This window comes from Pseudomonas sp. FBCC-B35 (assembly GCF_059133755.1).
This window is the reverse complement of sequence record NZ_CP101439.1, coordinates 4,153,064-4,177,409: the sequence shown is the minus strand read 5'-3', so window position 1 is coordinate 4,177,409 and position 24,346 is coordinate 4,153,064. Positions and strand designations below refer to the sequence as shown.

Sequence of the window (24,346 nt, the reverse complement as noted above, 5' to 3'; positions counted from 1 at the left end):
GGCTACTTGTCGTTAGGGGTATGCAGGGGCAGTGATGGCTCTATGCTAGCAGCTCTTGAGCTGCGTATGCGTGGCCCCTTTCAACAAACTGGGCTGAATGACTATTCAGTTCTCGACCCAGGGGTCGCTTATGCGTAAGGCGGTGTCTGCTTTATAGTGCTGTCAGGCGGGCTTGCGGTGGCACCCTGGCGTAGGCCTGTGGTCAAAGCCCCTGAACCGTCGTGACTGATCAAGGATATAGCCATGCTGGACTGGAAAAACCGCGAGGCCAAAGCCGAGCCCCGCGAGCGTGTCGACGGCCGCGGCGCTGCCGCCCGTAGCTATTTTGGTGGCCTGTGGGGCCGCTCACTGTTGGCCCTGATCGGGCTCTACCTGCTGGTGTGCATCGGTCTTGCCTGGTACTGGAGCCAGGAACCCGAATTGTTCCCGGTGCAGCAGAACGCCCAGAGCGCAGCCGAGCGTAACGGCCAGCAGATGGTAGTGGGCTACACCACCGTCGAAACGCTCAAGACCGTAGCGAGCACCTTGTTGAACAAGCCAGGTGGCTATATCGCCAATGACCGTCTCCCGCCAGGCCTGTGGATGGACAACATGCCCAACTGGGAGTACGGCGTACTGGTCCAGGTGCGTGACCTTTCCCGCGCGCTGCGCAAGGACTTCGCCCGCTCCCAGTCGCAATCGACTGAAGACGCCGACCTGGCCAAGGCCGAGCCGCGCTTCAACTTCGATTACAAGAGCTGGATCCTGCCGTCCAGCGAATCGGAATTCGAAGAAGGCATCAAGTCGCTGGCGCGCTATCAGGCTCGCCTGGCTTCAGGCGACAAGGGCGCGATCTTCTATACCCGTGCAGACAACCTGAACAACTGGCTGGGTGACGTCGCTACCCGCCTGGGCTCGCTGTCGCAACGACTCTCGGCCAGTGTAGGCCGCGTGAAGCTCAACACCACCCTCAAGACCGAGTCCGTGGTGGCTGGCCAGGCGCCGCAGGTAGATGAGGAAGTGGTGGAAACCCCATGGCTGCAGATCGACGACGTGTTCTATGAAGCCCGCGGCCAGGCCTGGGCGCTGTCGCACCTGCTGCGTGCGATCGAAGTCGATTTTGCCGACGTGTTGGCCAAGAAGAACGCCACCGTGAGTGTGCGTCAGATCATCCGGGAACTGGAGACCTCGCAAGAGCCTCTGTGGAGCCCGATGGTGCTCAACGGCAGTGGTTTCGGCATGTGGGCCAACCACTCGCTGGTCATGGCCAACTACATCTCCCGCGCCAACGCGGCGGTCATCGACCTGCGCCAGCTGCTGTCGCAGGGTTGAGATGAGCTTCAGCCCTGATGAAGCCGCCCACCGGGCGGCTTCGGACCGGGAGCAGGTTACCTGGGTGGACGAACACGACCAGGTGCTCGGCGCATTGCCCAGGGCGCAGTTGCGCGAGCGCGGGCTGATCGGGCGCTGCACGTTCATTCTGTTGTTCAATGGTGCCGGTGAACTGTGCGTGCACCGGCGTACCCTGAGCAAGGCGCTGTACCCCGGCTACTGGGACGTTGCCGCCGGCGGCATGGTGGCCGCTGGTGAAACGTACGCCGAATCGGCTGCGCGCGAGCTGGCCGAGGAACTGGGCGTCGCCGACGTGACCTTGCGCTTTCACGAGCGGTTTTTCTTCGATCAGCCTGACAATCGCCTGTGGTGCGCCTTGTACTCGGCAGTGTCCGATGCGCCGCTGCGGCTGCAGCCCGAGGAAGTGATCGAGGCACGTTTCATCGGTATCGACCAGGCCCTGGAGGACAGTCGGCTCAGGCCTTATTGCCCTGACTCGATGGCTGCGTTGATCCGCTACAGGAACAGCCTCGTCTAGCCGCTGCACAGCGGGTCGCAAAACATTCGCAAAATGGCGCAATCCAGTACTTAGCAACTGCACCGTTTATCGTTACACTGCGCGGCCTTTTCGGGCTGCCGCACGTGTTGCGGCAGTAGCGCCGCCCCTGCCAGAGTGGGGCTTCGCGGTCGGCCTCATGTGCAGGTACGACCAGTTTTTGTCCTCAGCACCGAGGCACAAAAGTGGCCAAGAAAGCTTCTTCCCTCTCCGCCCTCGGCGGTCTCGTTTATTCGACCGATGCCGGTCGTCATTGCCCTGACTGTGGCCAGCCCGTGGATGCCTGTACCTGCAAGCAGCAGGTCATTCCCGAGGGTGATGGTATTGCCCGCGTGCGCCGCGAGAGCAAAGGCCGTGGCGGCAAGACCGTGACCACCGTCACGGGTGTGCCGTTGCCGCACGATCAGCTCAAGGAACTGGCTGCCACCCTCAAGCGCCGCTGTGGTACCGGTGGCGCGCTCAAGGACGGCGTCATCGAGATCCAGGGTGATCATGTGCAATTGCTGCTCGACGAGCTGAGCAAGCAGGGCTTCAAGGCGAAAAAGTCGGGCGGCTGAGTCGCTCGGCAGGTTTTCGTCCTGCGCTTTCTAAACTCGTCGCAGTGCCCAGGGTCTACCCCAGAGCACGGGCGAACCGTCATTTTTGGCTTCTACACTGCTTCCCCGGTTTGACCGGCAGTGTCTTGACTCAATTTATAGGGGACTTGAATGTCCGTACGACGCACACGCAAAGACGATGGTAGCCAATGGACCGTGGCCGACAGCCGCAGTGTTTATGGCATCCGCCATTGGGGCGCTGGGTATTTCGCCATCAATGAAGCCGGGCGCGTCGAAGTGCGCCCCAACGGCCCGGACAGCTCGCCGATCGACCTGTACGAGCAGGTTGACCAGCTGCGCCAGAGCGGCCTGTCGCTGCCTTTGCTGGTGCGCTTTCCCGACATTCTGCAGGACCGCGTGCGCCAGTTGACCGGCGCCTTCGACGCCAACATCGCGCGCCTGGAATACCAGAGCCAGTACACCGCCCTGTACCCGATCAAGGTCAACCAGCAGGAGGCGGTGGTCGAGAACATCATCGCCACCCAGAACGTGTCCATCGGGCTGGAAGCCGGCTCCAAACCCGAATTGCTGGCGGTGCTGGCCTTGGCGCCCAAGGGCGGTACCATCGTCTGCAACGGTTACAAGGACCGCGAGTTCATCCGCCTGGCGCTGATGGGACAGAAGCTGGGCCACAACGTCTTCATCGTCATCGAGAAAGAGTCCGAAGTGGCCTTGGTGATCGAGGAAGCGGCCGACCTCAAGGTCAAGCCGCAGGTGGGCCTGCGCGTGCGCCTGTCGTCGCTGGCATCGAGCAAGTGGGCTGACACCGGGGGCGAGAAGTCCAAGTTCGGGCTTTCTGCCGCGCAGCTGATTTCCGTGGTGCAGCGTTTCCGCGATGCCGGCCTTGATCAGGGTATCCGCCTGCTGCACTTCCACATGGGCTCGCAGATCGCCAACCTGGCGGACTACCAGCACGGCTTCAAGGAAGCCATCCGCTATTACGGCGAATTGCGCGCCCTGGGCCTGCCGGTGGACCACATCGATGTGGGCGGCGGCCTGGGTGTTGACTACGACGGCACTCACTCGCGCAACGCCAGCTCGATCAACTACGACATGGATGACTATGCCGGCGTGGTGGTAGGCATGCTCAAAGAGTTCTGCGACGCGCAGGGCTTGCCGCACCCGCACATCTTCTCGGAGAGCGGCCGTTCGCTGACGGCTCACCATGCCATGCTGGTCATCCAGGTCACTGACGTGGAGCGACACAATGACCAGGTGCCGACCATCGAGAACAAGGACGCGCTGCCCGAAACCGTGCAGTGGCTGGCCGATCTGCTGGGGCCCACCGACATCGAGATGGTGACCGAAACCTACTGGCGCGCCACCCACTACATGGGCGATGTAGCCGCGCAGTATGCTGACGGCAAGATCAGCCTGGCCGAGAAAGCCCTGGCCGAGCAGTGCTACTACGCTGTGTGCCGTCGTCTTTACAACTCGCTGAAGGCTCGCCAGCGCTCGCACCGTCAGGTACTCGACGAGCTGAACGACAAGTTGGCGGACAAATACATCTGCAACTTCTCGGTGTTCCAGAGCCTGCCGGACACCTGGGCCATCGGTCAGGTGCTGCCGATCATCCCGCTGCACCGCCTGGACGAAGAGCCCCTGCGGCGCGCCGTGCTGCAAGACCTGACGTGCGACTCCGACGGCAAGATCAACCAGTATGTCGATGAGCAGAGCATCGAGACCAGCATGCCGGTGCACGCCCTGAACGAGGGCGAGGACTACCTGCTGGGCGTGTTCCTGGTCGGTGCCTACCAGGAGATTCTGGGCGACATGCACAACCTGTTCGGTGACACCGACTCGGTCAACATTTACCAGAATGCCGATGGCAGCGTGTACCACGCCGGTATCGAGACCCACGACACCATCGAGGACATGCTGCGCTACGTGCACCTGTCCCCCGAGGAGCTGATGACTCACTACCGCGACAAGGTGGCCAGCGCCAAGATCACCGCGCGCGAGCGTACCCAGTACCTGGATGCGCTGCGCCTGGGCTTGACCCGTTCGTCCTACCTCTCGTCCTGAGAAGCGTCAGCCCGTGAGGCCTCATTGCCGTCACGCCTTCGCGGCGTGGCGGCAGTGAGCACTGTCTTCGAATGCTCACGGGTCCACGCCACTGATCTCACGCCACCCAGGCGTCGTTGCTTTGCAGGCGCCACGCCACCCAAGCCAACGTCAGGGCGCGCACGCCCATGAAGACGAGAAACGCCAACCACAGGCCATGGTTGCCCACCCCGCTCAGGGCAAAGGCCAGCGGCAATGCAATCGCGAGCGATGCCAGCATGGCGTTGCGCATTTCCCGAGCCCGTGTGGCCCCGATGAACAGCCCATCGAGCAAATAGCTCCACACGGCGATCAACGGCAGGCACGCCAGATAGGGCAGGTACGGGTAAGCCGCCGCCCTGACACTGTCGATATCGGTTTGCAGATCGATGAACAGGTGTCCTCCCACCCAGAACAGACCGGCAAAGACCGAACTCGCAATCAGCGACCATCCACCGGCCACCACCAGCGCACGGCGTAACGTGTCGCGGTCCCGAGCGCCAATGGCGTGACCGCACAGCGCCTCGACCGCGTGCGCCAGGCCATCGAGGGCATAGGCCGTAAGCAGCAGGCCGTTGAGCAGCAGTGCATTGGCCGCCACCGTGGCCTCGCCCAGGCGTGCGCCCTGTACGGCGATTAGTAGAAAGACCAGCTGCAAGGCAAGGCTGCGCAAAAAGATGTCGCGGTTCACCGCCAACAGCGGGCGCCAGGCCTGCCAGCGTCTGAGTGCTGCCCAGGCGATGTGGCCCGGATAGGCGCGCAGGGCCGGACGGGTAAGCGCCAGGCCCAGCAGGGCCGCGCACCATTCGGCAATCACCGACGCGCGTGCCGAGCCCAGGACGCCCCAATCCAGGCCGAGCACGAACCACAGGTTCAGCACGATATTGAGCAGGTTGGTGGTCAGCAGGATCGCCAACGGCGCCCGGGCATTCTGTGTCCCCAGAAACCACCCGACCAAGGCGTAGCTGGCCAGTGCCGCCGGCAGGCCCAGCAACCGGGTGTGGAAAAAGGTTTGCGTAGCCTGCCCCAGGGCCGCGCTGGGCTGCATGGCGTGCAGTGCCAACTGGCTGAAGGGCAGGGCCAGCAGGCCGATGAGCCATGCGAAGCCCACTGCCAGCATCAGGCCCTGAACCAACACCTGGCGCAGGGCGGCGCCATCCCCTCGGCCGGCGGCCTGGGCGGCGAAGCCTGTCGAGCCCATGCGCAAGAAGCCCATCAAGCCGACCATGAAGGTAAACAGCGTAGCGCCCACGGCCACTGCGCCGAGTTGATGGGCATGGGGCAGGTGGCCAATGACGGTGCTGTCGACCAGCGCAACCAGTGGCACCGAGACATTGGACAGGATCATGGGCGCGGCCAGCCCCCACACCTTGAAGTGGGTGGGGCGGTGGTGCCAGTCGGCGAAGAATCGGGGCATGTTCATTCCGGCGAAAACGAGGGCTGCAAACGCTCGAACGGACGCGCGCCAGGCGGCAATGCAAGCCAAGGGCGACAGTGTAACGGCCACGCAACCATTGTGTGCGATCAAGGTCTCATCTGGCGCACAACGCTGGGTGCAGCACTCGGCCTTGCGCTATAGTTGCTGCCTTCATCTACACCCTGCCTTCGAGTGTCTACTCCATGTTCAACAAAGGATTGTTGCTGGCCTGCGCGCTGGCCTTGCTCAGCGCCTGTGACGCCTCAACGCCCGACGCCTCGGCCCCTGCCCAGAAGCCAACCGCCAGCGCTACCGCCAAGACAGCGCAGCGCGAAGACCCCGCCGTGCTTGCCAAGCGCTACGAGGGTCGTGAGCTGACGGTACTGGATGTGTCGGAAGTACAGCTCGATGGCGCGGCCACGCTGTCGGTCAGTTTCTCGGCGCCGCTGGATGCCGACCAGGATTTCGCCAACAGGGTTCACCTGGTGGACACGGTCAAGGGCAAGCTGGACGGTGCCTGGGAGCTGTCCGACAGCCAGATGGAGCTGCGCCTGCGTCACCTGGAACCGCAGCGCAAGCTGGTGCTGACCGTGGACAAGGGCCTGCTGGCTGTCAATGGCAAGGCCTTGCAGGAAGAGTCGATCACTCGCCTTGAGACACGCGACCTGCAACCCACCGTTGGCTTCGCCAGCCGGGGTTCGCTGTTGCCGACGCGGCTGGCAGAGGGACTGCCGGTCATCGCATTGAACGTGGACAAGGTGGATGTGGAGTTCTTTCGCGTCAAACCGGACATGGTCTCCTCGTTCATGGCCAACTGGGGGCGCAGCAGCAGCCTGGAGTACTACCAGTCCAAGGACACGCTGAGCATGGCCGAGCTGGTCTACAGCGGCCGCTTCGACCTCAACCCTGCACGCAACACGCGTGAAACCGTGCTGTTGCCCATTGCCGGCATCAAGCCGCTGCAGGAGCCCGGTGTGTACCTGGCCGTAATGCGCGCCTCGGGTACCTATGATTACTCCCAGCCAGCTACCCTGTTCACCCTGAGCGACATTGGCGTGTCGGCCCACCGCTACCGCGATCGCATCGATGTGTTCGCCCAGGCCCTGGAGGGGGGCAAGGCGATGGATGGCGTCAACATCGAGCTCCACGACAAGAAAGGCAAGCTGCTGGCCCAAGCCAGCACCGATGGCAAAGGCCATGCTGAACTGCCGATCACAACGAAGGCCGATACCCTCATCGCCACCCAAGGCGTGCACACGACCTTGTTGCGGCTCAATACTGCGGCGCTGGACCTGGCGGAATTCGACATCACCGGTCCCCAGGCCAATCCGCTGCAACTCTTCATCTTCGGCCCGCGCGACCTGTATCGCCCAGGCGAAACGGTGCTGTTGAACGGCTTGCTGCGCGACCAGGACGGCAAGCCCGTCAAGGCGCAACCGGTGAACGTCGAAGTACGCCGGCCGGATGAACAAGTCAGCCGCAAGTTCGTCTGGGAAGCAGACGATAACGGCCTGTTCCAGTACCAGTTGCAACTGGCCACCGAGGCGCCGACCGGCCGTTGGCAACTGCTGCTCGACCTGGGCGGCGGACGCAAGCAGGTCTACGAGTTCCTGGTCGAGGACTTCCTGCCTGAGCGGCTGGCCCTCGAACTCAAAGGCAGCAGCAAGCCCCTGGCCCCTGATCAGGACGCGCGCATCGAGGTGACTGGCCGCTACCTGTACGGTGCGCCGGCCGCTGGCAATCGCCTGAGTGGCCAGGCCTATGTGCGCCCGCTGCGTGAAGCGGTACCTGCACTGCCGGGCTACCAGTTCGGCTCGGTTACCGAAGGCGAACTGGAGCAGGACCTGGAGCTTGATGAAGTCACCCTCGACCAGGCAGGCAAGGCGGTCCTGGATATTTCCAGCCGCTGGGCAGAGGCGCGTTCGCCGTTGCAACTGACCGTGCAGGCGAGCCTGCAGGAGTCCGGTGGCAGGCCCATCACCCGTCGCCTTGAGCAACCTGTTTGGCCGGCCGAACGCCTCCCAGGCCTGCGCGGGCTGTTCGACGGTGATGAAGCCGACAGTGAAGGCCCGGTGGAATTCGAGTTTCTGGTCGCTAACCGCGAGGGCAAGAAACTGGCCGCCGACGACCTGAAGGTCAGGCTGATCCGCGAGCGACGGGATTACTACTGGAATTATTCGCAAGGTGATGGCTGGAGCTACGCCTACAACGAAAAATTCCTGACCCAGGTGGAAGAGACGGTAAGCGTCAAGGCCGACGCCACGGCCAAGCTGAGCTTCCCGGTCGAGTGGGGCCCCTATCGCGTTGAGGTCGAAGACCCGCAGACCGGCCTGGTGTCCAGTCAGCGCTTCTGGGCAGGCTACCGCGCCCAGGACAATGCCGAAGGCGGAGCGGTACGCCCCGACCAGGTCAAGCTGGCCTTGGACAAGCCCTCCTACGCCGACGGTGCAACGGCCAAGGTCACGGTTACGCCACCAGCCGCCGGCAGTGGTTACTTGATGATCGAGTCCAGCGACGGCCCGTTGTGGTGGCAGGAAATCCAGGTGCCTGCGGAAGGAAAGACCTTCGATATCCCGCTGGACAAAGCGTGGGCACGCCACGACCTTTACCTCAGCACCTTGGTGGTGCGCCCAGGTGAACGCAAGGCCAATGCCACGCCCAAGCGTGCGGTAGGCCTGTTGCACCTGCCGCTCGACCGTGCCGAGCGCAAGCTGGCGGTCACGTTGCAGGCACCGGAAAAAATGCGTCCCAAGCAGCCACTGACGGTGAAAATCAAGGCGGCAAACGCCGACGGCAGCGTGCCTGCACAGGTGCGTGTGCTGGTGTCGGCGGTGGACGTCGGCATTCTCAATATCACCGACTTCAAGACCCCGGATCCCTTTGCAAGCCTGTTTGGTCGCAAGGCCTACGGTGCCGATCAGCTCGACATCTACGGGCAACTGATCGAAGCCGGGCAAGGGCGTCTGGCCAGCCTGGCATTCGGTGGTGACGCGGCGATGGCCAAGGGGGGCAAGCGCCCTAATACCACCGTCACCATCGTGGCCCAGCAGAGCCTGCCGGTGACCCTGAACGAGAAGGGGGAAGGGCAAGCCACGGTCGATATCCCTGATTTCAACGGTGAGTTGAGGCTCATGGCCCAGGCCTGGACCGAGGATCACTTTGGCATGGCAGAGGGCAAGACCGTGGTGGCCGCACCGCTGATTGCCGAACTCTCGGCCCCGCGGTTCCTGGCAGGCGGCGATCAGACGCGTTTGGCGCTGGACCTGGCCAACTTGTCGGGAGCTGCCCAACAGCTGACCGTGCAAGTGACCACCGAAGGGCAAGTGAGCCTGACCGGCAATGCCATGCAGTCTGTGGCGTTGGCCGAAGGCCAGCGGTCCACCCTGATGATTCCGGTGCAGGCCCAAGGTGGCCTGGGGCAGGGCAAGGTGCATGTGCAGGTGACCGGCCTGCAGTTGGCCGGCGAGGCGCAGACCACGTTCGAGCGCGAATGGACACTGGGCGTGCGTCCGGCCTATCCCGCCATGCTCAAGCATTTCCGCGTGGCCTTGAAGGATCAGCCCTGGACGTTGCCCGAGGCGGACCTTGCTGCTTTCGAGCCTGCCGGCCTCGAGGGCACGCTGGCCCTGTCGAGTCGCCCCCCGCTCAACCTCGCCGAACAGATCCGCGCGCTGAAGGCTTACCCGTATGGGTGCCTCGAGCAGACCACCAGCGGGCTGTACCCATCGTTGTATGCGGACGCCGATACCCTAAAACGGCTCGGCATCGAGGGTGAACCGGCCACAGTGCGCAAGCGCAAGATCGAGATGGGCATCGAGCACCTGCTGGGTATGCAGCGCTACAACGGCAGCTTTGGCTTGTGGAGTGCCGACAGCGAAGAGGAATACTGGCTGACGGCCTATGTCACCGACTTCCTTCTGCGTGCCCGCGATCAAGGCTACGGGGTACCCGCCGAGGCGCTGAAGAAAGCCAGCGAGCGGTTGTTGCGCTACCTGCAGGAGCGCAACCTGATCGAGGTGGACTACAGCGAGGACGCCGATCACACCCGGTTCGCCGTGCAGGCTTACGCCGCGCTGGTGCTGTCGCGCAGTCAGCAGGCGCCCTTGGGCGCGCTACGCGGGTTGTTCGAGCGCCGCGCCGATGCGCGTTCCGGTTTGCCGTTGGTGCAACTGGCCGTGGCGCTGGACAAGATGGGTGACAAACCTCGTGCCGACCAGGCCCTGCAGGCAGGGCTCGCCGTCAGCCGCGGTAAGCACTGGATGGCAGACTACGGCAGCCCCCTGCGTGACCAGGCGTTGATCCTGGCACTGCTGCAGGAAAACAAACTTGCCAGTGGCCAGGTGGACCAGCGGCTCTTCGCCCTGTCCGACGAAGTGGCGGCCAATCGCTGGCTGTCCACCCAAGAGCGCAACGCCTTGTTCCTGGCCGGACGTGGCCTGCTGGGTACGCCTGAAGCCAAGTGGCAGGCCCGCCTGGACAGCGCCGGTGAGCTGCGTGATTTCAATAACGCCGAAGCCGGCATGAAGCTGGAAGGGCCCCTGCTGGCATCGCCGCTGACGGTGCAGAACCAAGGCAGCCAGACCGTCTACCAGCAACTGACCCTGTCGGGTTATCCCCGCCAGGCGCCGCCTGCCAGTAGCAATGGCATGCAGATCCGCCGCGAGTACCTGGGCATGAAGGGCCAGCCGCTGGACCTGGCGAACCTGCGCAGCGGCGATCTGGTGCTGGTGCATCTTGCCCTCAAGGCCGATGAGCGCGTTCCCGATGCGCTGGTGGTCGATCTCTTGCCAGCGGGCCTGGAGCTTGAAAACCAGAACCTTGCGCAAAGTGCAGCCAGCCTGGATAACGCCAGCGGCGCAGTGAAGCAATGGCGCGAATCGATGCAAAATGCCAACGTGGTTCACCAGGAGTACCGCGACGACCGTTACGTCGCAGCGCTCAAGCTGGACAGCTACGCAACCACCCACCTGCTGTACCTGGCGCGAGCGGTGACCCCAGGTACCTACCGGGTACCGCCACCGCAGGTCGAGTCGATGTACCGCCCCAACCTGCAGGCCGTGGGGGAAGGGCAGGGTGAAATGACGGTCAAGCCTCGCTAGGGGCAAGCCTTGTGCGACGAGCAGGGCTTTCACCTGTTCGTCGCACGGCCACTCAATGGATCACCCAGCTCATTACCCACAGGCCCAATACCAGCCAGATGATGCCGAGGATGATCGAGGCACGCATGAAGGCGCGGATCGCCGAAAACAGCAACATCAGGCCCACGATCAGGGCCAGGATGCTGACCAGCGAGGTGTCCATGCCCAACGTGCGCGACAGGCCATCGACGAAGTTGCCGCCCGCATTGGCCAACAGGTTGAACAACCCGCTCAGCGCGTCGACGACGATGCGGATCAGCGATCCCAGTGCTTGCCCCAGCCATTCGAAAAAACCTTCTACATGCATAGTTGCTTCCTGATCAACATGGCGGCGTTCTTGCCGTTTCCAGTGCTTTGGCCCTTGTCGGGGCAGGTCGGTTCCCGATGCCAAGCTTAGCCCGTTGGCGGCGATCGCGAACCGGCAAGGCAGTGCGTGCCCTGGTGATTGGCGCGGTGGCCTTGATGGGGCTGCTGTGGCTGGCCGACCGGATCTGGCCTTTGCCCATGCCCTCCGACGACCTGGCCCGGGTCGTGCTGGCCGAAGATGGCACGCCGTTGTGGCGATTCGCCGATGCCGACGGGGTGTGGCGCTATCCAGTCAGCCCCGAGCAGGTGTCGCCTCTATACCTGCAAGCGTTGCTGACGTACGAGGACCGCTGGTTCTACTATCACCTGGGCGTGAACCCGATGGCTTTGGTCAGGGCGGCGTGGTTGAACGCGCGGGGCGGCCGCGTGGTGTCAGGCGGCAGCACGTTGTCGATGCAGGTAGCGCGCCTGCTCGATCCCCATGATCGCACCGTGGCGGGCAAGTTGCGGCAGCTGTGGCGCACGCTGCAGCTGGAATGGCACCTGTCCAAGCGGGACATTCTGCAAATCTACCTGGACCGCGCGCCGTTCGGCGGCACCTTGCAAGGTGTTGCCGCTGCCAGCTGGGCTTATCTGGGCAAGTCGCCCTTGCACCTGACGCCGTCGGAGGCAGCCCTTCTGGCGGTGCTGCCGCAAGCGCCCAGCCGCCTGCGCCCTGACCGCCACCCCGAGCGCGCCGAACGCGCGCGCAACAAGGTGCTGCAACGGTTGGCGCAGTATCGAGTGTGGCCCGAGCAGCGCCTGCGTGAAGCAGCTGAAGAACCGCTGGTGCTGGCACCGCGCCAGGAGCCGGCATTGGCGCCACTGCTGGCCCGCCGTCTGAACACCCCTGGTAGCCCGCCGTTGATCCGTACCACCGTGGACGCCGGGTTACAGCGCCGGCTGGAAGACTTGCTGCTGGGATGGCGAGCGCGCCTGCCGGAGCGCACGTCTGCCGCAATCCTGGTGGTCGATGCGCAGACCATGGCTGTACGCGCTTACTTGGGCTCGATCGACCTCACGGACGCCCGGCGCTTCGGGCACGTGGACATGGTGCGGGCGTTGCGCTCGCCTGGCTCCACGCTCAAGCCGTTTCTGTATGGCCTGGCGATGGATGACGGGCTCATTCATTCCGAGTCGCTGTTGCAGGACGTGCCACGCCGCTACGGTGACTACCGTCCGGGCAATTTTTCCAGCGGCTTCAGCGGGCCGGTGTCGGCCAGTTCGGCATTGGCCCTGTCGCTCAACTTGCCCGCCGTGCAGTTGCTCGAGGCCTATGGCCCGAAACGCTTCGCCGCGCAGCTGCGCATGGGCGGCTTGCCGCTGACGCTACCGCCGCTGGCCGAGCCGAATCTTTCGCTGATCCTGGGCGGTGCCGGTAGCCGCCTGGAAGACCTGGTAGGCGGCTATGCGGCCTTGGCCCGGGAGGGTAAAAGCGCCCAGGTGCGGTTGCAGCCCCAAGCACCCTTGGTGGAGCACCGGCTCTTGTCGCCGGGTGCGGCGTGGATCATTCGGCGCATCCTTGGTGGCCAGGCTCGGCCCGACCGCGATCGGCATGCCGAACTGGTACGTCGCCCCCAACTGGCCTGGAAAACCGGCACCAGCTACGGCTTTCGAGATGCCTGGTCGATTGGCGTCGGCCCTCGCTACCTGATCGGGGTATGGATTGGCCGGCCGGACGGCACCCCTGTGGCCGGGCAGTTCGGTCTGGCCTCGGCCGCCCCGTTGATGCTGCAAGTGCACGACCTGCTCAGCAACCGGGACAGCCAGCGCGGGTTCGAAGCCCCGGTGCAGCGAACGCCTGCCAATGTCGGGGTGGCGGCGATCTGTTGGCCTTTGGGGCAAGCTATGAACCGCCAGGACGACAACTGCAGGCGCCAGCGCTTTGCCTGGACCCTGGACGGCACCGTTCCCCCTACGTTGCAGGCGGCCGATCAGCCGCTGGGCCTGGGTTTGCGCGAACACATCTGGGTCAACGACCGCGGTTTGCGCGTCGACAGCTCTTGCCCAGGCGCCCAGGCGCGCGAGGTGGCCCTGTGGCCCGCCCCCCTGGAACCCTGGTTGCCTCGAGCTGAACGGCGGGCTGCCCGTCTACCGGCCATGGACCCCACATGCCCACCGCAAGGCCCGGTCAGTGCCCCGCCGCTGGCCATCGTCGGTATTCGTTCTGGTGACCATCTGCGTCGCCCCGCCACCAGTGGTGAGCCGCTGCAAGTGCCAGTGTCGGCGCTGGGCGGTGGTGGGCGGCGTTGGTGGTTCCTCAATGGGCAACCGCTGGGGGAAACCCAGGGGCAGGACAGCCTGCTGGTGCGCCTGCCGCAGGCAGGGCAGGCCGAATTGAGTGCGCTGGACGAAAGCGGTGAGACCGCGCGGGTCGTGTTTCAGGTCAACGAGTAGTACGGCGGTGTGCCGGTGCCTTGGCACCGGCACCTGTCAGTGCGCCGTGAAGCGTTGATTCACCGGGGAGGAGCCTGGTGTCAGAGCCAATGCCAGTTGCGTGCGGTTGTGCATATGGGTCAGGCGCAACACCTGGGACACGTACAGTTTCACTGTGTTTTCGGTGATACCCAATTCACAGGCGATCTGATAATTGGTCTTGCCCTTGCCCACTAGCCGCGCCACCTCCAATTGACGGGGCGAGAGCTTTTCGAACACCGAGGGCAGCTCGGCCTCGGCTTCCTCCGTGTCGCCGGCGCGCCGGTGAGCCCCCTGCCCGCGGGCTTTTTCCAAGTCCTGATACAATTCGTCGACGGACTCTGCCAGATTCTGCAGGCGCTGATTGAGCCCACTGAGGTCGTGGAAACCGCGCTGACGTTCCTGCAGCACCTGCTCCTGGCGGCGTACCCCTTCGAGCAGCTCGTCAAGGTCCATCGGTTTCTGGTAGTAGTCCGCAAAGCCTTCGCGCAGCGCCCGAATGACGTCCTGCTTTTCGGCACGGCCGGTCAACATGATCGCCTCGAACATGCGCTGATTGCCGTCGATCTGCTTTAGAGCCCGCATCAGTTCGATGCCATCGCGTCCGGGCATGTGAAGGTCGCAGATGATCAGACCGATGGCTGGGTCGGCCTTATAGTGTTTTACCGCCTCATCCGTGGAGAGTGCCGATACGCAACTGTATCCCTTGGCTTGCAGGAACTCGCACAGCTGTTCGACGATGACCGACTGATCATCGACTACCAGCACTTTCATTTCACTTACAGGTTTGGACACGATCAACTCCCTGTGAATATACGGCCCTGCTCCCGGGCTAGACGCTCTGGCAGATTAAAAGTAGCCGTACCTCTCGTAGTTGTACAAGGTGTGTACAAGATTAGGGACCGCTGGTTTCTTCATTGGATCCATACAGCTGTCAGAAGGTAGCCAGCCAGCACATAGGGGACGAATGCCTGCTTGTCGCCCATGGCTTCGGTCAGGGCCTGCAGACGTTTTTTCACCTTGGGGTTGAGCAGCGTCCATAAGCGTCTACGGGTAGTCAGCCAGATCAACAACGCGATCCCGGCCCCGATAAAGGTGCCGAGCACATGATCGGTGCCGGTAGCCAATGCCAGCGCGCCCATCAGTTTGACGTCATCGGCGCCGAAGTGGCCCAGCATGTAGCCGGGCAAGGTGAGGAGCATGACGATGGCCAGCCCCCAGCCTGCCGAGCTAGGGTCGGCGCCAAGCCAAGTGTGGCCGGTTGCGAACAGCCATAGTAGAGCCCCTACGGCCACACCCAGCGTCAATAGATCCGGGAGCTGGCGCTGGCGCACATCCTGTTCGGTACACAAGGCAAGCCACAGAAGAAGAACAATGCTTTGCATCGACAGGTCGCCTTTCCTGGTAGATGAACACTTACCCGTTCAGTCAGGTTTCCTTAGTCAAGATAGACCGGAACCTGCATGACGGCCGTGTGCCGCGAGGAAAAGGCGCTGGGAGAATGAGTTTTGTCGCAGTCGTCGTCTGTCGAGAGGGGAGGTCGGCCTTTGCCTGCACCCCGCCACGGGGCGAGGCAGGCAGAACATGCCCCGCTAGCGTTTGCTGCCAGGTGGATAATTGCCCAGCACCTGAGCCACCGTTTTTTGGATGGTTTCGTTGCGTTCCTGCGGGCTTGGCGGGTAGTTGTTCATGATCTGCTCGGCACTGCCGCGCCAGACCAGCTTGCCATCGCGCCCATCAAGCAAGTCGACCTGGATGGTCGCGACCTTGTAGTCGACGCTGCGGGTTTCGTTGTACATCGGCCCGCCCCAGTAACCTCCCCAATAGCCACCCCAACCGCCGCCGTAGTTGGTGGTGACCTGTTGCTGGCGTTGCTCCACTATCAGGTAGGTGCGCACGTTGAGGTCCGCTCGCGTGCCAGGGGGCGCTGGGCGTAGGCCACGCTGATCAAGCTGTTCGCTGACCGCCTGACGGATGCGCTGCTCGGTCAGGTCGCTCTTGATGCGTGGATCGTCAGGACGATATTGCAGGCCGGGCTCCTGCCAGGCCCAGTTGCGGTAGGCGGCAAAATCACGACTCGCGTCGTAGTCCTGCTGCACATTATGGCTTGAGCAGGCAGCCAGCAAAGCCGCGAACGACACGAGTAACAGGCGGCGAAACATGATGAATCTCCGTTAGGCGTTAACTGGGAGGATAGCCGCTGAGGGCCTTGCGCACGGCGTCGCGCACGGCATTTTCACGGTCTCGCGGTGAACCCTGATCGTTGCCGCTTTCGGCGCTGGCGCTCCAGACGGCCTGGCCGCTGCGGCTGTCGTACAGGTCGATGCGCACCACCATGACCTCAACCTGATAGGTGCGCACCACTGGGGTATTGGCATAACCCCCAAAACCGTTGCGGTAACCGCCATAGCCTACGTTGCCGTAGGGCCCGTAGTAGGGGTCGTAGCCGTCGTAGTCGCGCACTTGGCGCAGGCGTTTCTCAAGGCGGATATCGGCGCCGACGAGCAGGTCGCCAACGCCGCTGCGGGCAGGGCGCAAGCCCTGCTGATCAAGCGCTGCGGCGACGGCATCGGCCAACTGCGCAGGATCGGCATTGGCCGAACCGCTGGGCAGGTGGCCGTCACGCCAGCTCCAGCTGCGGTAGCGGCCGTAGTCCCGTGTCGGTGCGGGGTAAGCGCTTGCGTCGAACGTGGTCGCTGCCTGAGGCGGGGCTGGTGGCAGTGGGCGGCTGCTGGCGACGTAGGGATTGGTGCCCTGGCATCCGGCCAGAACCAACGGCAGCAGGGCCAGTGGCAACAGACGGTACGGCATGCTTGCTCCTCACGGCAGGTCAACGTGGGCGACAGACCCAGTGCAGGTAGCGGCCCAGGCCGGCGAAACTCGGATGGCGGCGGTGAGCGAGCTCCATTTCCAGCAGGTCCAGCAGCTCGGCGCGGTCCTGAAATTCCTTGGGCATGTAGTCATGGAAAACACGTATGCCACTTTCACTTTCGACCTGCCACAGAGGTTCAAGTTGCGCCCTGAGCGCCCGCGGATCAAGTGGTTTCTGCGGGGTAAGGCTCTGCTTTTCACCTTCGAGGCGATTGCTGCGCAGTTTGCGGAAGTGGCCCTTGAGCAGGTTGCGGTAGACCAGGGCATCGCGGTTGTAGAACGCCAACGACAGCCACCCTTCGGGGGCCGTGAGTTGATGCAGAACTGGCAGGATACTTTCCGGCTCAGCCAGCCATTCAAGTACCGCGTGGCACACGACCACGTCGTAGGGCTCGGTCAGCTCGCCCAGCAACGCTTGCCAGGGTGCCTGGATGAACGTTGCCGCCTGACCCGCTGCGGCAAAGCGGGCCCGTGCCCCTTCGAGCATGGGCTCGGCAGGTTCGGCCAGGGTAAGCTGGTGCCCGCGCTGGGCCAACCATAGCGCCATGTGGCCAAGGCCAGCACCGATATCGAGGATGCGCAACGGGCGATCCGGCAAGGCTTCGGCCAGGTCGGCCTGCAAGACTGCCAGCCTGATCGCACCCTTTGCGCCGCCATAGATCTTTTCGGCAAAACGGGTGGCCAGTTCATCGAAATGACGGTCGTTCATCGTGCGAAGCGCCTTTCACTGTCGGCCAGCTTGGCGCGCACCACCTGGTCCATGTCCAGCCCCAGTTCACTGCACAACAGCAACAGGTAGAGCACGACATCGCCTACTTCCTGACCGGCGTGGGCCAACTGTTCGGGTGGCAGGCGACGTGACTCGTCCTCGCTGAGCCACTGGAAGATTTCAACCAGCTCGGCCATTTCAACGCTGGCGGCCATGGCCAAATTCTTTGGGCTGTGGAAACGTTGCCAGTCATTGGTATCGCGGATTTGATGCAGGCGTTGAGTCAGTTCTTGCAGGTTCATCGGGTTCTCCTCATGGCGCATAGCTTCCGCGCAGGGCCGTTGCAAAGCAAGCTTCCCTGCACGGGGGCAGCACGCGCGAGTCAGCCCTGCAAGCAGGCCCAGCGGCCGAGCATATGTACCACGTCCGCCTGGCCGTCCAGGCGCAGTTCACCAACAGGGCCGGCCTGGCTGGCGCTGAGTACCACCTCCGAGGGCAAGCGCACGGGTTTGTGGAAGTCCACTTCGAACCAATAGCCACTGTGGGGCAAGTGCCCGTGCAGCGCGGCCATGGCCATGGCCTTGCTCCACATGCCGTGGGCGATGGCAGTGGGAAAACCGAACAGCTGGGCGCTGGGGGCGCTGAGGTGAATGGGGTTGTAGTCGCCGCAGACCTTGGCATAACGGCGGCCGATATCACTGTCGGCATACCAGCGCGTGACTTCAGGCAAGCTGCTGGCCTGATCCTCGGCCGCTTCTGCCGCTTCTGCCGCTTCTGCGGGGTCGCCGTCGAGCTTCAGCCCGCGCACGAGCATGCGGCTGGTTTCCCGCCAGAGCACGCCGATACCGTCCGCCGCCTCGGTGACCAGGTCGAACGTTCCGCCTTTGGGGTGGGGCTGCAGGTTGTCGGCGTGAACCGCCATGCGCAGCGACTCGATGCCCCCAAGCGGGCGAATGACGTCAATGCGGTTGTGCAGGTGGACCAGCCCCAGTAGCGGAAAGGGAAACTGCTCGGCGGTCATCAACTGCAGTTGCAGGTTGAACGCCATGATGTGCGGATACGTGGCAGGCAGCCGGCCATCGTCGACGAAACGACACAACTGCCGGTAGGCATGCAGTTGCTTGGGCTGAACCGCCAGGGTGCAGCGCAGCCCGTGCATAGGCAGTTGATCACCGGTGATGCGTCGTTTGCCCGCTGCGCGCAGGTACAGGCTGGCGCGGCTGGCGGGTTGGTGCAGGTCATGCCATTGTCGTTGCATGCTCAGGCCCCCATCAGTGCTTGGCCGCACACCCGCAGCACCTGGCCGCTCACGACACCGGAGCCAGGTTGGCTAAGCCAGGCGATGGCTTCGGCCACATCCTGGGGCTTGCCGCCCTGGCCGAGCGAACTCAGGCGTCGCCCCGCCTCGCGCAAGCCCATGGGCATGGCGCCAGTCATATGGGTTTCAATGAAGCCAGGCGCCACTGCGTTGATGCTGATGCCTTGCTCGGCAAGCGTCGGTGCCCAGGCCTGAGCCAAGCCAATCAGCCCAGCTTTGCTGGCCGCATAGTTGGATTGCCCACGGTTGCCGGCGATGCCGCTGACCGAAGCCAGCAGGGTGATGCGGGCGTCCGCGTGCAACGCGCCGTTATCGAGCAGGGCCTGGGTCAGCACCTGCGGAGCCTTGAGGTTCACCGCCAGCACGGCGTCCCAATATTCGGGGGTCATGTTCGCCAGGGTCTTGTCACGGGTGATGCCTGCGTTGTGCACCAGGATGTCGAGGCCATCGGGCAAGGCCGCCAGCAACTGTTCGGCGGCGTCACTGGCGCAAATGTCCAGTGCTAGCGCCTTGCCACCCAGGCGCGCAGCGAGCGCCTGCAATGGCTCGCTGGCCTGGGGCACATCGAGCAGCAACACGTCGGCACCGTCGCGGGCCAGGGTTTCTGCAATGGCGGCGCCGATGCCGCGGGCAGCCCCGGTGATCAGCGCACGCTTGCCGCTAAGCGGCCGTGTCCAGTCCTCCACCTGAGCCTGGCAGGGCTGAAGGCGCAGCACCTGCCCCGACACGAAGGCGCTCTTGGGTGACAGGAAGAAGCGCAAGGCGCCTTCGAGTTGAGATTCGGCGCCATCACCCACGTACAGCAACTGTGCAGTAGCGCCGTTGCGCAGCTCCTTGGCCAGTGACCGGCTGAACCCTTCAAGCGCACGCTGGGCGACGCTGGCCATCGGGTCAGCGACGGCCTCAGGCGGGCGACCCAACACCACGATATGGGCGCAGGGCGCCAGGTTGCGCAGCAGCGGCTGGAAGAATTCGCGCAACTGCGTGAGCGCATCGCTGTCGGACAAGTGACTGGCATCGAATACCAGCGCCTTGATCTTGGGGCCCAACCCGGCGACCCAGGGTTCGCACTGGAGGCCTTGGCCGTTGAAACCGTAAACCGCGTCGGTCAACCGCGCTGCGAGTGTTTCGACCTGGCGTGCCAAGGGGCCGCCGCCAAGGACCAACGGCCCGTCCACTGGCCGCATGCGGCCCGCTTCCCAGCGCTCCAGGGTGGCTGGACGAGGCAGGCCCAGGCTGTCGACAAGTTTGCGGCCGAGGCTTGAGTTGGCAAAACCAAGGTAGCGATCGCTCATGGTAGGTCCTCCGAAAGCAGGTCTGACAGTGTGGACCAGGATTGTGGCCAGGTCGTTCGAATGCAGCAAAAACACCTAGGCTCTACGGATCAAATTGTTTCAGGAGGAACATGCGCATGCGCTCACTTCGCCGGGTCGCTATCTTGGGCGGCAATCGAATCCCATTCGCCCGTTCCAATGGTGCGTACGCCACCGCCAGCAATCAGGACATGCTGACTGCCGCACTCGAGGGGCTCATCGAGCGCTACCGCCTGCACGGCCTGCGCCTTGGCGAAGTGGTGGCAGGGGCGGTACTCAAGCATGCCCGGGACATGAACCTTACGCGCGAGTGCGTGCTGGGTTCACGCCTGTCGGCCTCGACCCCCGCCTATGACATTCAGCAGGCCTGCGGCACCGGGCTTGAAGCTGCATTGCTGGTGGCCAATAAAATTGCCCTCGGGCAGATCGACTGCGGCATCGCCGGCGGCGTCGACACGACCTCCGACGCACCCATCGCCGTGAGCGAAGGCCTGCGCCGTATGATGTTGCAGGCCAACCGGGGCAAGACGCTGGGTGACCGACTCAAGCCATTTCTGGGCTTGCGGCCTCACCATCTCAAGCCGTCGCTGCCGCGCAACGGCGAGCCACGCACCGGGTTGTCGATGGGCGAGCACTGCGAACGCATGGCCAAAACCTGGCGCATTGGCCGGGACGAGCAGGATGAGATGGCGCTGCGTAGCCATCAATGCCTGGCACGTGCCTACGAAGAAGGTTGGCAGGACGATCTGATGACCCCTTTTCGGTCGCTGACCCGGGACAACAACTTGCGCCCCGAGCTGACACGGGAGCAACTGGCCAAGCTCAAACCGGCCTTCGACCGCAGCGATGAGGGCACCTTGACGGCAGGCAACTCCACGCCGTTGACCGATGGCGCCTCGCTGGTGTTGCTGGGGACTCAGGAGTGGGCAGACCAACATGGCTTGCCGGTGCTCGCCTACCTGGTCGATGGCGAAACAGCCGCGGTGGATTTCGTCGACGGCCGCGAGGGCTTGCTGATGGCGCCCGTGTATGCGGTGCCGCGATTGCTGGCCCGCAACAACCTGACGCTGCAGGATTTCGATTACTACGAGATCCATGAGGCATTCGCGGCCCAGGTACTGTGCACCCTCAAGGCCTGGGAGGATGACCAGTACTGCCGAGACCGCCTTGGGCTGGATGCGCCGCTGGGGGCGATCGACCGTTCTCGGCTGAACGTGAAGGGCAGCTCACTTGGGGCAGGCCATCCATTCGCTGCAACGGGTGGGCGCATCCTGGCCAACTTGGCCAAGCTGCTGTCGACAGCGCCCCAAGGGCGAGGCCTGATCTCGATCTGCGCCGCAGGCGGGCAGGGCGTTACGGTCATCGTCGAGCGGTGAGCGTCGGTGTTGATCCGGCTGGGTGACCGAAGGTGGCCATCGAGCCGGATAACGCCGAGGGCGCCTGGGCTGTTAGGCTTGTCCGATCATCATGATAAGAAGTCGCCATGCCTGCCATCGGACATCCCCGTCCCATTCCAACGCTCGATTGCCTGCCTCGACCACTCTATGCCCGCGCCGAGCGACTGGTCGCCGGCTCGTGGACGACGTCACATCAACACGACTGGGTGCAGTTTTCCTATGCCATCAGTGGCGTACTGGGGGTGTATACCCAGGCAGGCAGTTACTTCGCCCCGCCGCAATGGGGCGTGTGGATACCCGCGCAGGCCGAGCATGCGGTGTCCAGTTCGATGCAGGCTGAAATGCGCAGCCTCTACATACGCCGCGATGCCTGCCCTTGGGCGGCTGAGCGTTGCCGTGTGCTGGAAGTGACCCCCTTGGCCCGTGAGCTGATCAAGCAGTTCTGCCTGTACCCTGCACATTACCCAGAAGGCGATAGCGCACAGGCGCGTCTGGTCGCCGTGCTGCTTGACCAGTTGCAAGCGTTGCCAGAGGTGGCGTTTTCGTTGCCGCTGCCGCAACACCCAGGCTTGCTTGCCCTGTGCAATGGCCTGATCGCTGCACCGGAGCAGCCGCAGACCTTGCAGCAATGGGCGCGCGAACTGGGGTGTTCGGAAAAGACCCTGATGAGGTTGTTCCAGCGCGAGACCGGGTTGAGCTTTCGCAACTGGCGCCAGCGCATGCGCCTGCTGTCGTCCTTGACCGCGCTCGAGGCGGGGCACACGGTCACTGACGCGGCGCTGGGCTGCGGGTACGACTCGACCTCCGCCTACATCGCCGCGTTCAAGCAGCTGTTCGGTGCCACGCCAGGCGAGCTTAAACTCTAGCGGCTTACCTGGTGCGGCGCCCCGCGAGCCGGGTGAACGTGCACGCCCGATACTTGCGAGGCTTTTGCCGTCAGGTACGGAACCTGCGAACCAGCGCGTCCAGCTCGTTGGACAGGCCGGCGAGGCTTTCGGAGTCCTGGCGGGCTGCCTGGGCCAGTTCTGCCACCAGCTGGGCATCGCCGTGGATCTGGCTGATGTGCCGGTTGATGTCCTCGGCTACTTGGTGCTGCTCTTCGGCTGCCGTGGCGATCTGCGTGTTCATGTCACGGATAACGTCCACCGACTCGCGTATTTGACCAAAGCTGTCGCGGGCCATGCCGATACGGCTCACCGATTGCTGCGAAACTTCGAGGCTGGCGTGCATTTGCGCCGCCACCTCGGCCGTACGCCCGGCCAGGTTGCCCAGCAGGCCGTCGATTTCGGCCGTGGAGTCGGCGGTTCGCTTGGCCAGGGCACGCACTTCATCTGCCACCACTGCGAACCCACGCCCTTGCTCACCGGCACGGGCCGCTTCGATGGCGGCGTTGAGCGCCAGTAGGTTGGTCTGCTCGGCAATGGAACGGATGGTGCCCAGGATCGACTGGATGGCGTTGCTGTCGCGCTCAAGCTGCTGAATCGACTGCGCCGACTGTTCGATCTCGTGGCTCAGGCGGTCGACGCTGCTGACGGCGGCATCGATCTGCTGCTGGCCTTCGCGCGCCTGCTGCTGGCCGCTGTCGGCCGACTGCGCCGCCTGGCTGCAGGAACGTGCGACCTCGTTGGCAGTGGCGACCATTTCATGGAAGGCGGTGGAGACCATGTCGACTGCCTCACGCTGGCGCCCGGCGGCCTCGGCCATGTCGCTGGACACGCGTGTCGAGCTGGTGGAGGTGTTGAGGATATTGCCGGCCGCGGCGCTGATGTGCTGGATAAGGCTGCGAATGGCCCCCAGGAACTGGTTGAACCAGCTCGCCAGCTGGGCAGTTTCGTCACGGCCGCGGATTTCCAGGTTGCGGGTCAGGTCCCCTTCGCCCTGGGCGATGTCCTCAAGCCCGTTGGTGACGCTGTTGATCGGGCGCACGATCAGTTTGGCGAAGGTGGCACCCACGACGGCGAACACGGCAGCCAGTACCAGCGCGACGATCCCGATCAGCCAGGTCAGGCGGGTGGTGGTCTGCATCACCTCGCGCTGCTCGATCAGCCCGATAAGCGTCCAGCCCAGCTGTTCGTCCGGGTAGATGTTGGCCATGTAGCGAACACCGTCCAGCTCGACTTCAGCCAGGCCCTTGCCGTGCTTGGCAAGCTCGGCGTAGCCGTCGCCGAAGCTCGCCAGTTGTTTGAAGTTGTGCGCGGTATCCCGTGGGTCTACCAAGACGTTGCCGTTATTTTCGACCAGCAGCAGGTACCCACTTTCGCCCAGCTTGATCTGCTTGACGATTTCGGTGAGGCCTTTGATGGAAACGTCGACGTTGACTACGCCGCCAGGGTTGCCCAGCTGGTTGGCCACGGCACGCACGGTGCTGACCAGTACGGCATCGTCGGCGGCCCAGTAGTAGGCACCGGTGCGCAGGGTCTTGCCAGGGTTGGCCATGGCCAGCTGATACCAAGGGCGCGTACGCGGATCGTAGTTGACGAACTTCTGCCCTGCCGGCCAGCCGACGTAGCCCCCGTCGGCGACCCCGTAGGAGAGGTAGGCATAGGCAGGATGAGCATTGGCCAGGCTGGTCATGAACGCCAGAATCTTGCTCGATTGCTCGCCCAGCTCGTAGGAAGGCGTGGCGCTCGTGTACTTGGTCAGCTCGTTGCCAGTGGCCGCCACCAAGGGTTGCGAGGCCATGTACTCCACGTTCTGGCTGATGCCTTGGAAGAAGATGTTCATCGCGTTGCTGACCTGACGGATTTCTCGACTGCTGCTGTCGAGGAAGCCGTCCCTGGCCTCGCCGCGTAGGTTGAGTACCACCAGGGTGGCCACCAGCACGATGGGCAGGGCGGCGATGATCGCAAAAGCCCAGGTCAGTTTCTGTTTGATGCTCATCGGCGCTCCCGAATTATTGTTGTCGACACATGAGGCA

Annotated in this window: 19 protein-coding genes and 1 pseudogene; 8 read left to right on the top strand and 12 right to left on the bottom strand. The window is 63.8% G+C overall.

Annotated elements, in window-relative coordinates:
• The first annotated feature begins 243 nt into the window (after positions 1-243).
• The 4 genes from NMB38_RS18995 (at position 244) to speA (ending at position 4,488) form a co-directional block, all read left to right on the top strand.
• Positions 244-1,311 carry a DUF2333 family protein gene (locus tag NMB38_RS18995; RefSeq protein WP_490806176.1) on the top strand — a complete coding sequence of 356 codons (1,068 nt, stop codon included), beginning with the start codon at positions 244-246 and terminating at the stop codon, positions 1,309-1,311.
• Between the two features lies 1 nt (position 1,312).
• On the top strand, positions 1,313-1,849 hold the full coding sequence (locus NMB38_RS18990) for an NUDIX hydrolase (RefSeq protein ID WP_028687887.1): 537 nt from the start codon (positions 1,313-1,315) through the stop codon (positions 1,847-1,849).
• A gap of 203 nt (positions 1,850-2,052) precedes the next feature.
• On the top strand, positions 2,053-2,424 hold the full coding sequence (locus tag NMB38_RS18985) for a translation initiation factor Sui1 (protein WP_281211925.1): 372 nt from the start codon (positions 2,053-2,055) through the stop codon (positions 2,422-2,424).
• 150 nt (positions 2,425-2,574) lie between these two features.
• Positions 2,575-4,488, top strand: a complete 1,914-nt coding sequence (speA, locus tag NMB38_RS18980) for an arginine decarboxylase (protein WP_023535169.1) — start codon at positions 2,575-2,577, stop codon at positions 4,486-4,488.
• Between the two features lie 97 nt (positions 4,489-4,585).
• Here the strand turns inward: speA and NMB38_RS18975 are convergent, their stop codons facing one another.
• The gene (locus NMB38_RS18975) at positions 4,586-5,923 is read right to left on the bottom strand and encodes an MATE family efflux transporter (RefSeq protein WP_490806177.1); all 1,338 of its coding nucleotides are present in this window, start codon (positions 5,921-5,923) and stop codon (positions 4,586-4,588) included.
• A 203-nt stretch (positions 5,924-6,126) separates the two neighbouring features.
• Here NMB38_RS18975 and NMB38_RS18970 point away from each other — a divergent pair, with 203 nt between their 5' ends.
• Positions 6,127-11,022, top strand: coding sequence for an alpha-2-macroglobulin family protein (locus tag NMB38_RS18970; protein ID WP_059183619.1), 4,896 nt, complete (start codon positions 6,127-6,129; stop codon positions 11,020-11,022).
• A gap of 52 nt (positions 11,023-11,074) precedes the next feature.
• Here the strand turns inward: NMB38_RS18970 and NMB38_RS18965 are convergent, their stop codons facing one another.
• Entirely contained in the window at positions 11,075-11,368 is a 294-nt protein-coding gene (locus NMB38_RS18965; protein ID WP_023535173.1) for a hypothetical protein, read from the bottom strand.
• A gap of 77 nt (positions 11,369-11,445) precedes the next feature.
• On the opposite strand from NMB38_RS18965, the gene pbpC reads away from it, so the two are divergent.
• The gene (gene pbpC / locus NMB38_RS18960; protein ID WP_401340551.1) at positions 11,446-13,803 is read left to right on the top strand and encodes a peptidoglycan glycosyltransferase PbpC; all 2,358 of its coding nucleotides are present in this window, start codon (positions 11,446-11,448) and stop codon (positions 13,801-13,803) included.
• 36 nt (positions 13,804-13,839) lie between these two features.
• On the opposite strand, the gene NMB38_RS18955 is transcribed toward pbpC, so the two are convergent.
• The 8 genes from NMB38_RS18955 to NMB38_RS18920 form a co-directional block, all read right to left on the bottom strand.
• On the bottom strand, positions 13,840-14,595 hold the full coding sequence (locus NMB38_RS18955) for a response regulator (RefSeq protein WP_428834878.1): 756 nt from the start codon (positions 14,593-14,595) through the stop codon (positions 13,840-13,842).
• A 140-nt stretch (positions 14,596-14,735) separates the two neighbouring features.
• The gene (locus NMB38_RS18950; protein WP_023535174.1) at positions 14,736-15,206 is read right to left on the bottom strand and encodes an A24 family peptidase; all 471 of its coding nucleotides are present in this window, start codon (positions 15,204-15,206) and stop codon (positions 14,736-14,738) included.
• A 207-nt stretch (positions 15,207-15,413) separates the two neighbouring features.
• Entirely contained in the window at positions 15,414-15,983 is a 570-nt protein-coding gene (locus tag NMB38_RS18945) for a DUF4136 domain-containing protein (protein WP_345956417.1), read from the bottom strand.
• A 19-nt stretch (positions 15,984-16,002) separates the two neighbouring features.
• Positions 16,003-16,632 (bottom strand): DUF4136 domain-containing protein, encoded by a 630-nt coding sequence (locus tag NMB38_RS18940; RefSeq protein ID WP_345956415.1) that lies wholly within the window; start codon positions 16,630-16,632, stop codon positions 16,003-16,005.
• 19 nt (positions 16,633-16,651) lie between these two features.
• Positions 16,652-17,401 carry a methyltransferase domain-containing protein gene (locus tag NMB38_RS18935; protein ID WP_028687894.1) on the bottom strand — a complete coding sequence of 250 codons (750 nt, stop codon included), beginning with the start codon at positions 17,399-17,401 and terminating at the stop codon, positions 16,652-16,654.
• Complete coding sequence (locus NMB38_RS18930) at positions 17,398-17,703, bottom strand: MazG-like family protein (protein WP_023535180.1); 306 nt, start codon at positions 17,701-17,703, stop codon at positions 17,398-17,400. The genes NMB38_RS18935 and NMB38_RS18930 overlap by 4 nt, the downstream gene beginning before the upstream one ends.
• 80 nt (positions 17,704-17,783) lie before the next feature.
• The gene (locus tag NMB38_RS18925) at positions 17,784-18,659 is read right to left on the bottom strand and encodes a MaoC family dehydratase (RefSeq protein ID WP_059183621.1); all 876 of its coding nucleotides are present in this window, start codon (positions 18,657-18,659) and stop codon (positions 17,784-17,786) included.
• A gap of 2 nt (positions 18,660-18,661) precedes the next feature.
• A complete protein-coding gene (locus NMB38_RS18920) occupies positions 18,662-20,014 on the bottom strand; it encodes a 3-oxoacyl-ACP reductase (protein WP_049695392.1) in 1,353 nt (450 codons plus the stop codon).
• Positions 20,015-20,130: 116 nt separating this feature from the next.
• Here NMB38_RS18920 and NMB38_RS18915 point away from each other — a divergent pair, with 116 nt between their 5' ends.
• Entirely contained in the window at positions 20,131-21,408 is a 1,278-nt protein-coding gene (locus tag NMB38_RS18915; protein ID WP_111475914.1) for an acetyl-CoA C-acetyltransferase, read from the top strand.
• Between the two features lie 107 nt (positions 21,409-21,515).
• Positions 21,516-22,295: an AraC family transcriptional regulator gene (locus NMB38_RS18910; protein WP_027915180.1), complete on the top strand. Its 780-nt coding sequence runs from the start codon at positions 21,516-21,518 to the stop codon at positions 22,293-22,295.
• Between the two features lie 70 nt (positions 22,296-22,365).
• Here NMB38_RS18910 and NMB38_RS18905 read toward each other — a convergent pair whose 3' ends face one another.
• Positions 22,366-23,070, bottom strand: a complete 705-nt coding sequence (locus NMB38_RS18905; protein ID WP_422768398.1) for a methyl-accepting chemotaxis protein — start codon at positions 23,068-23,070, stop codon at positions 22,366-22,368.
• Positions 23,071-23,271: 201 nt separating this feature from the next.
• A pseudogene (locus NMB38_RS18900) lies at positions 23,272-24,153 on the bottom strand (cache domain-containing protein); the annotation flags it as partial.
• Positions 24,154-24,346 lie beyond the last annotated feature (193 nt).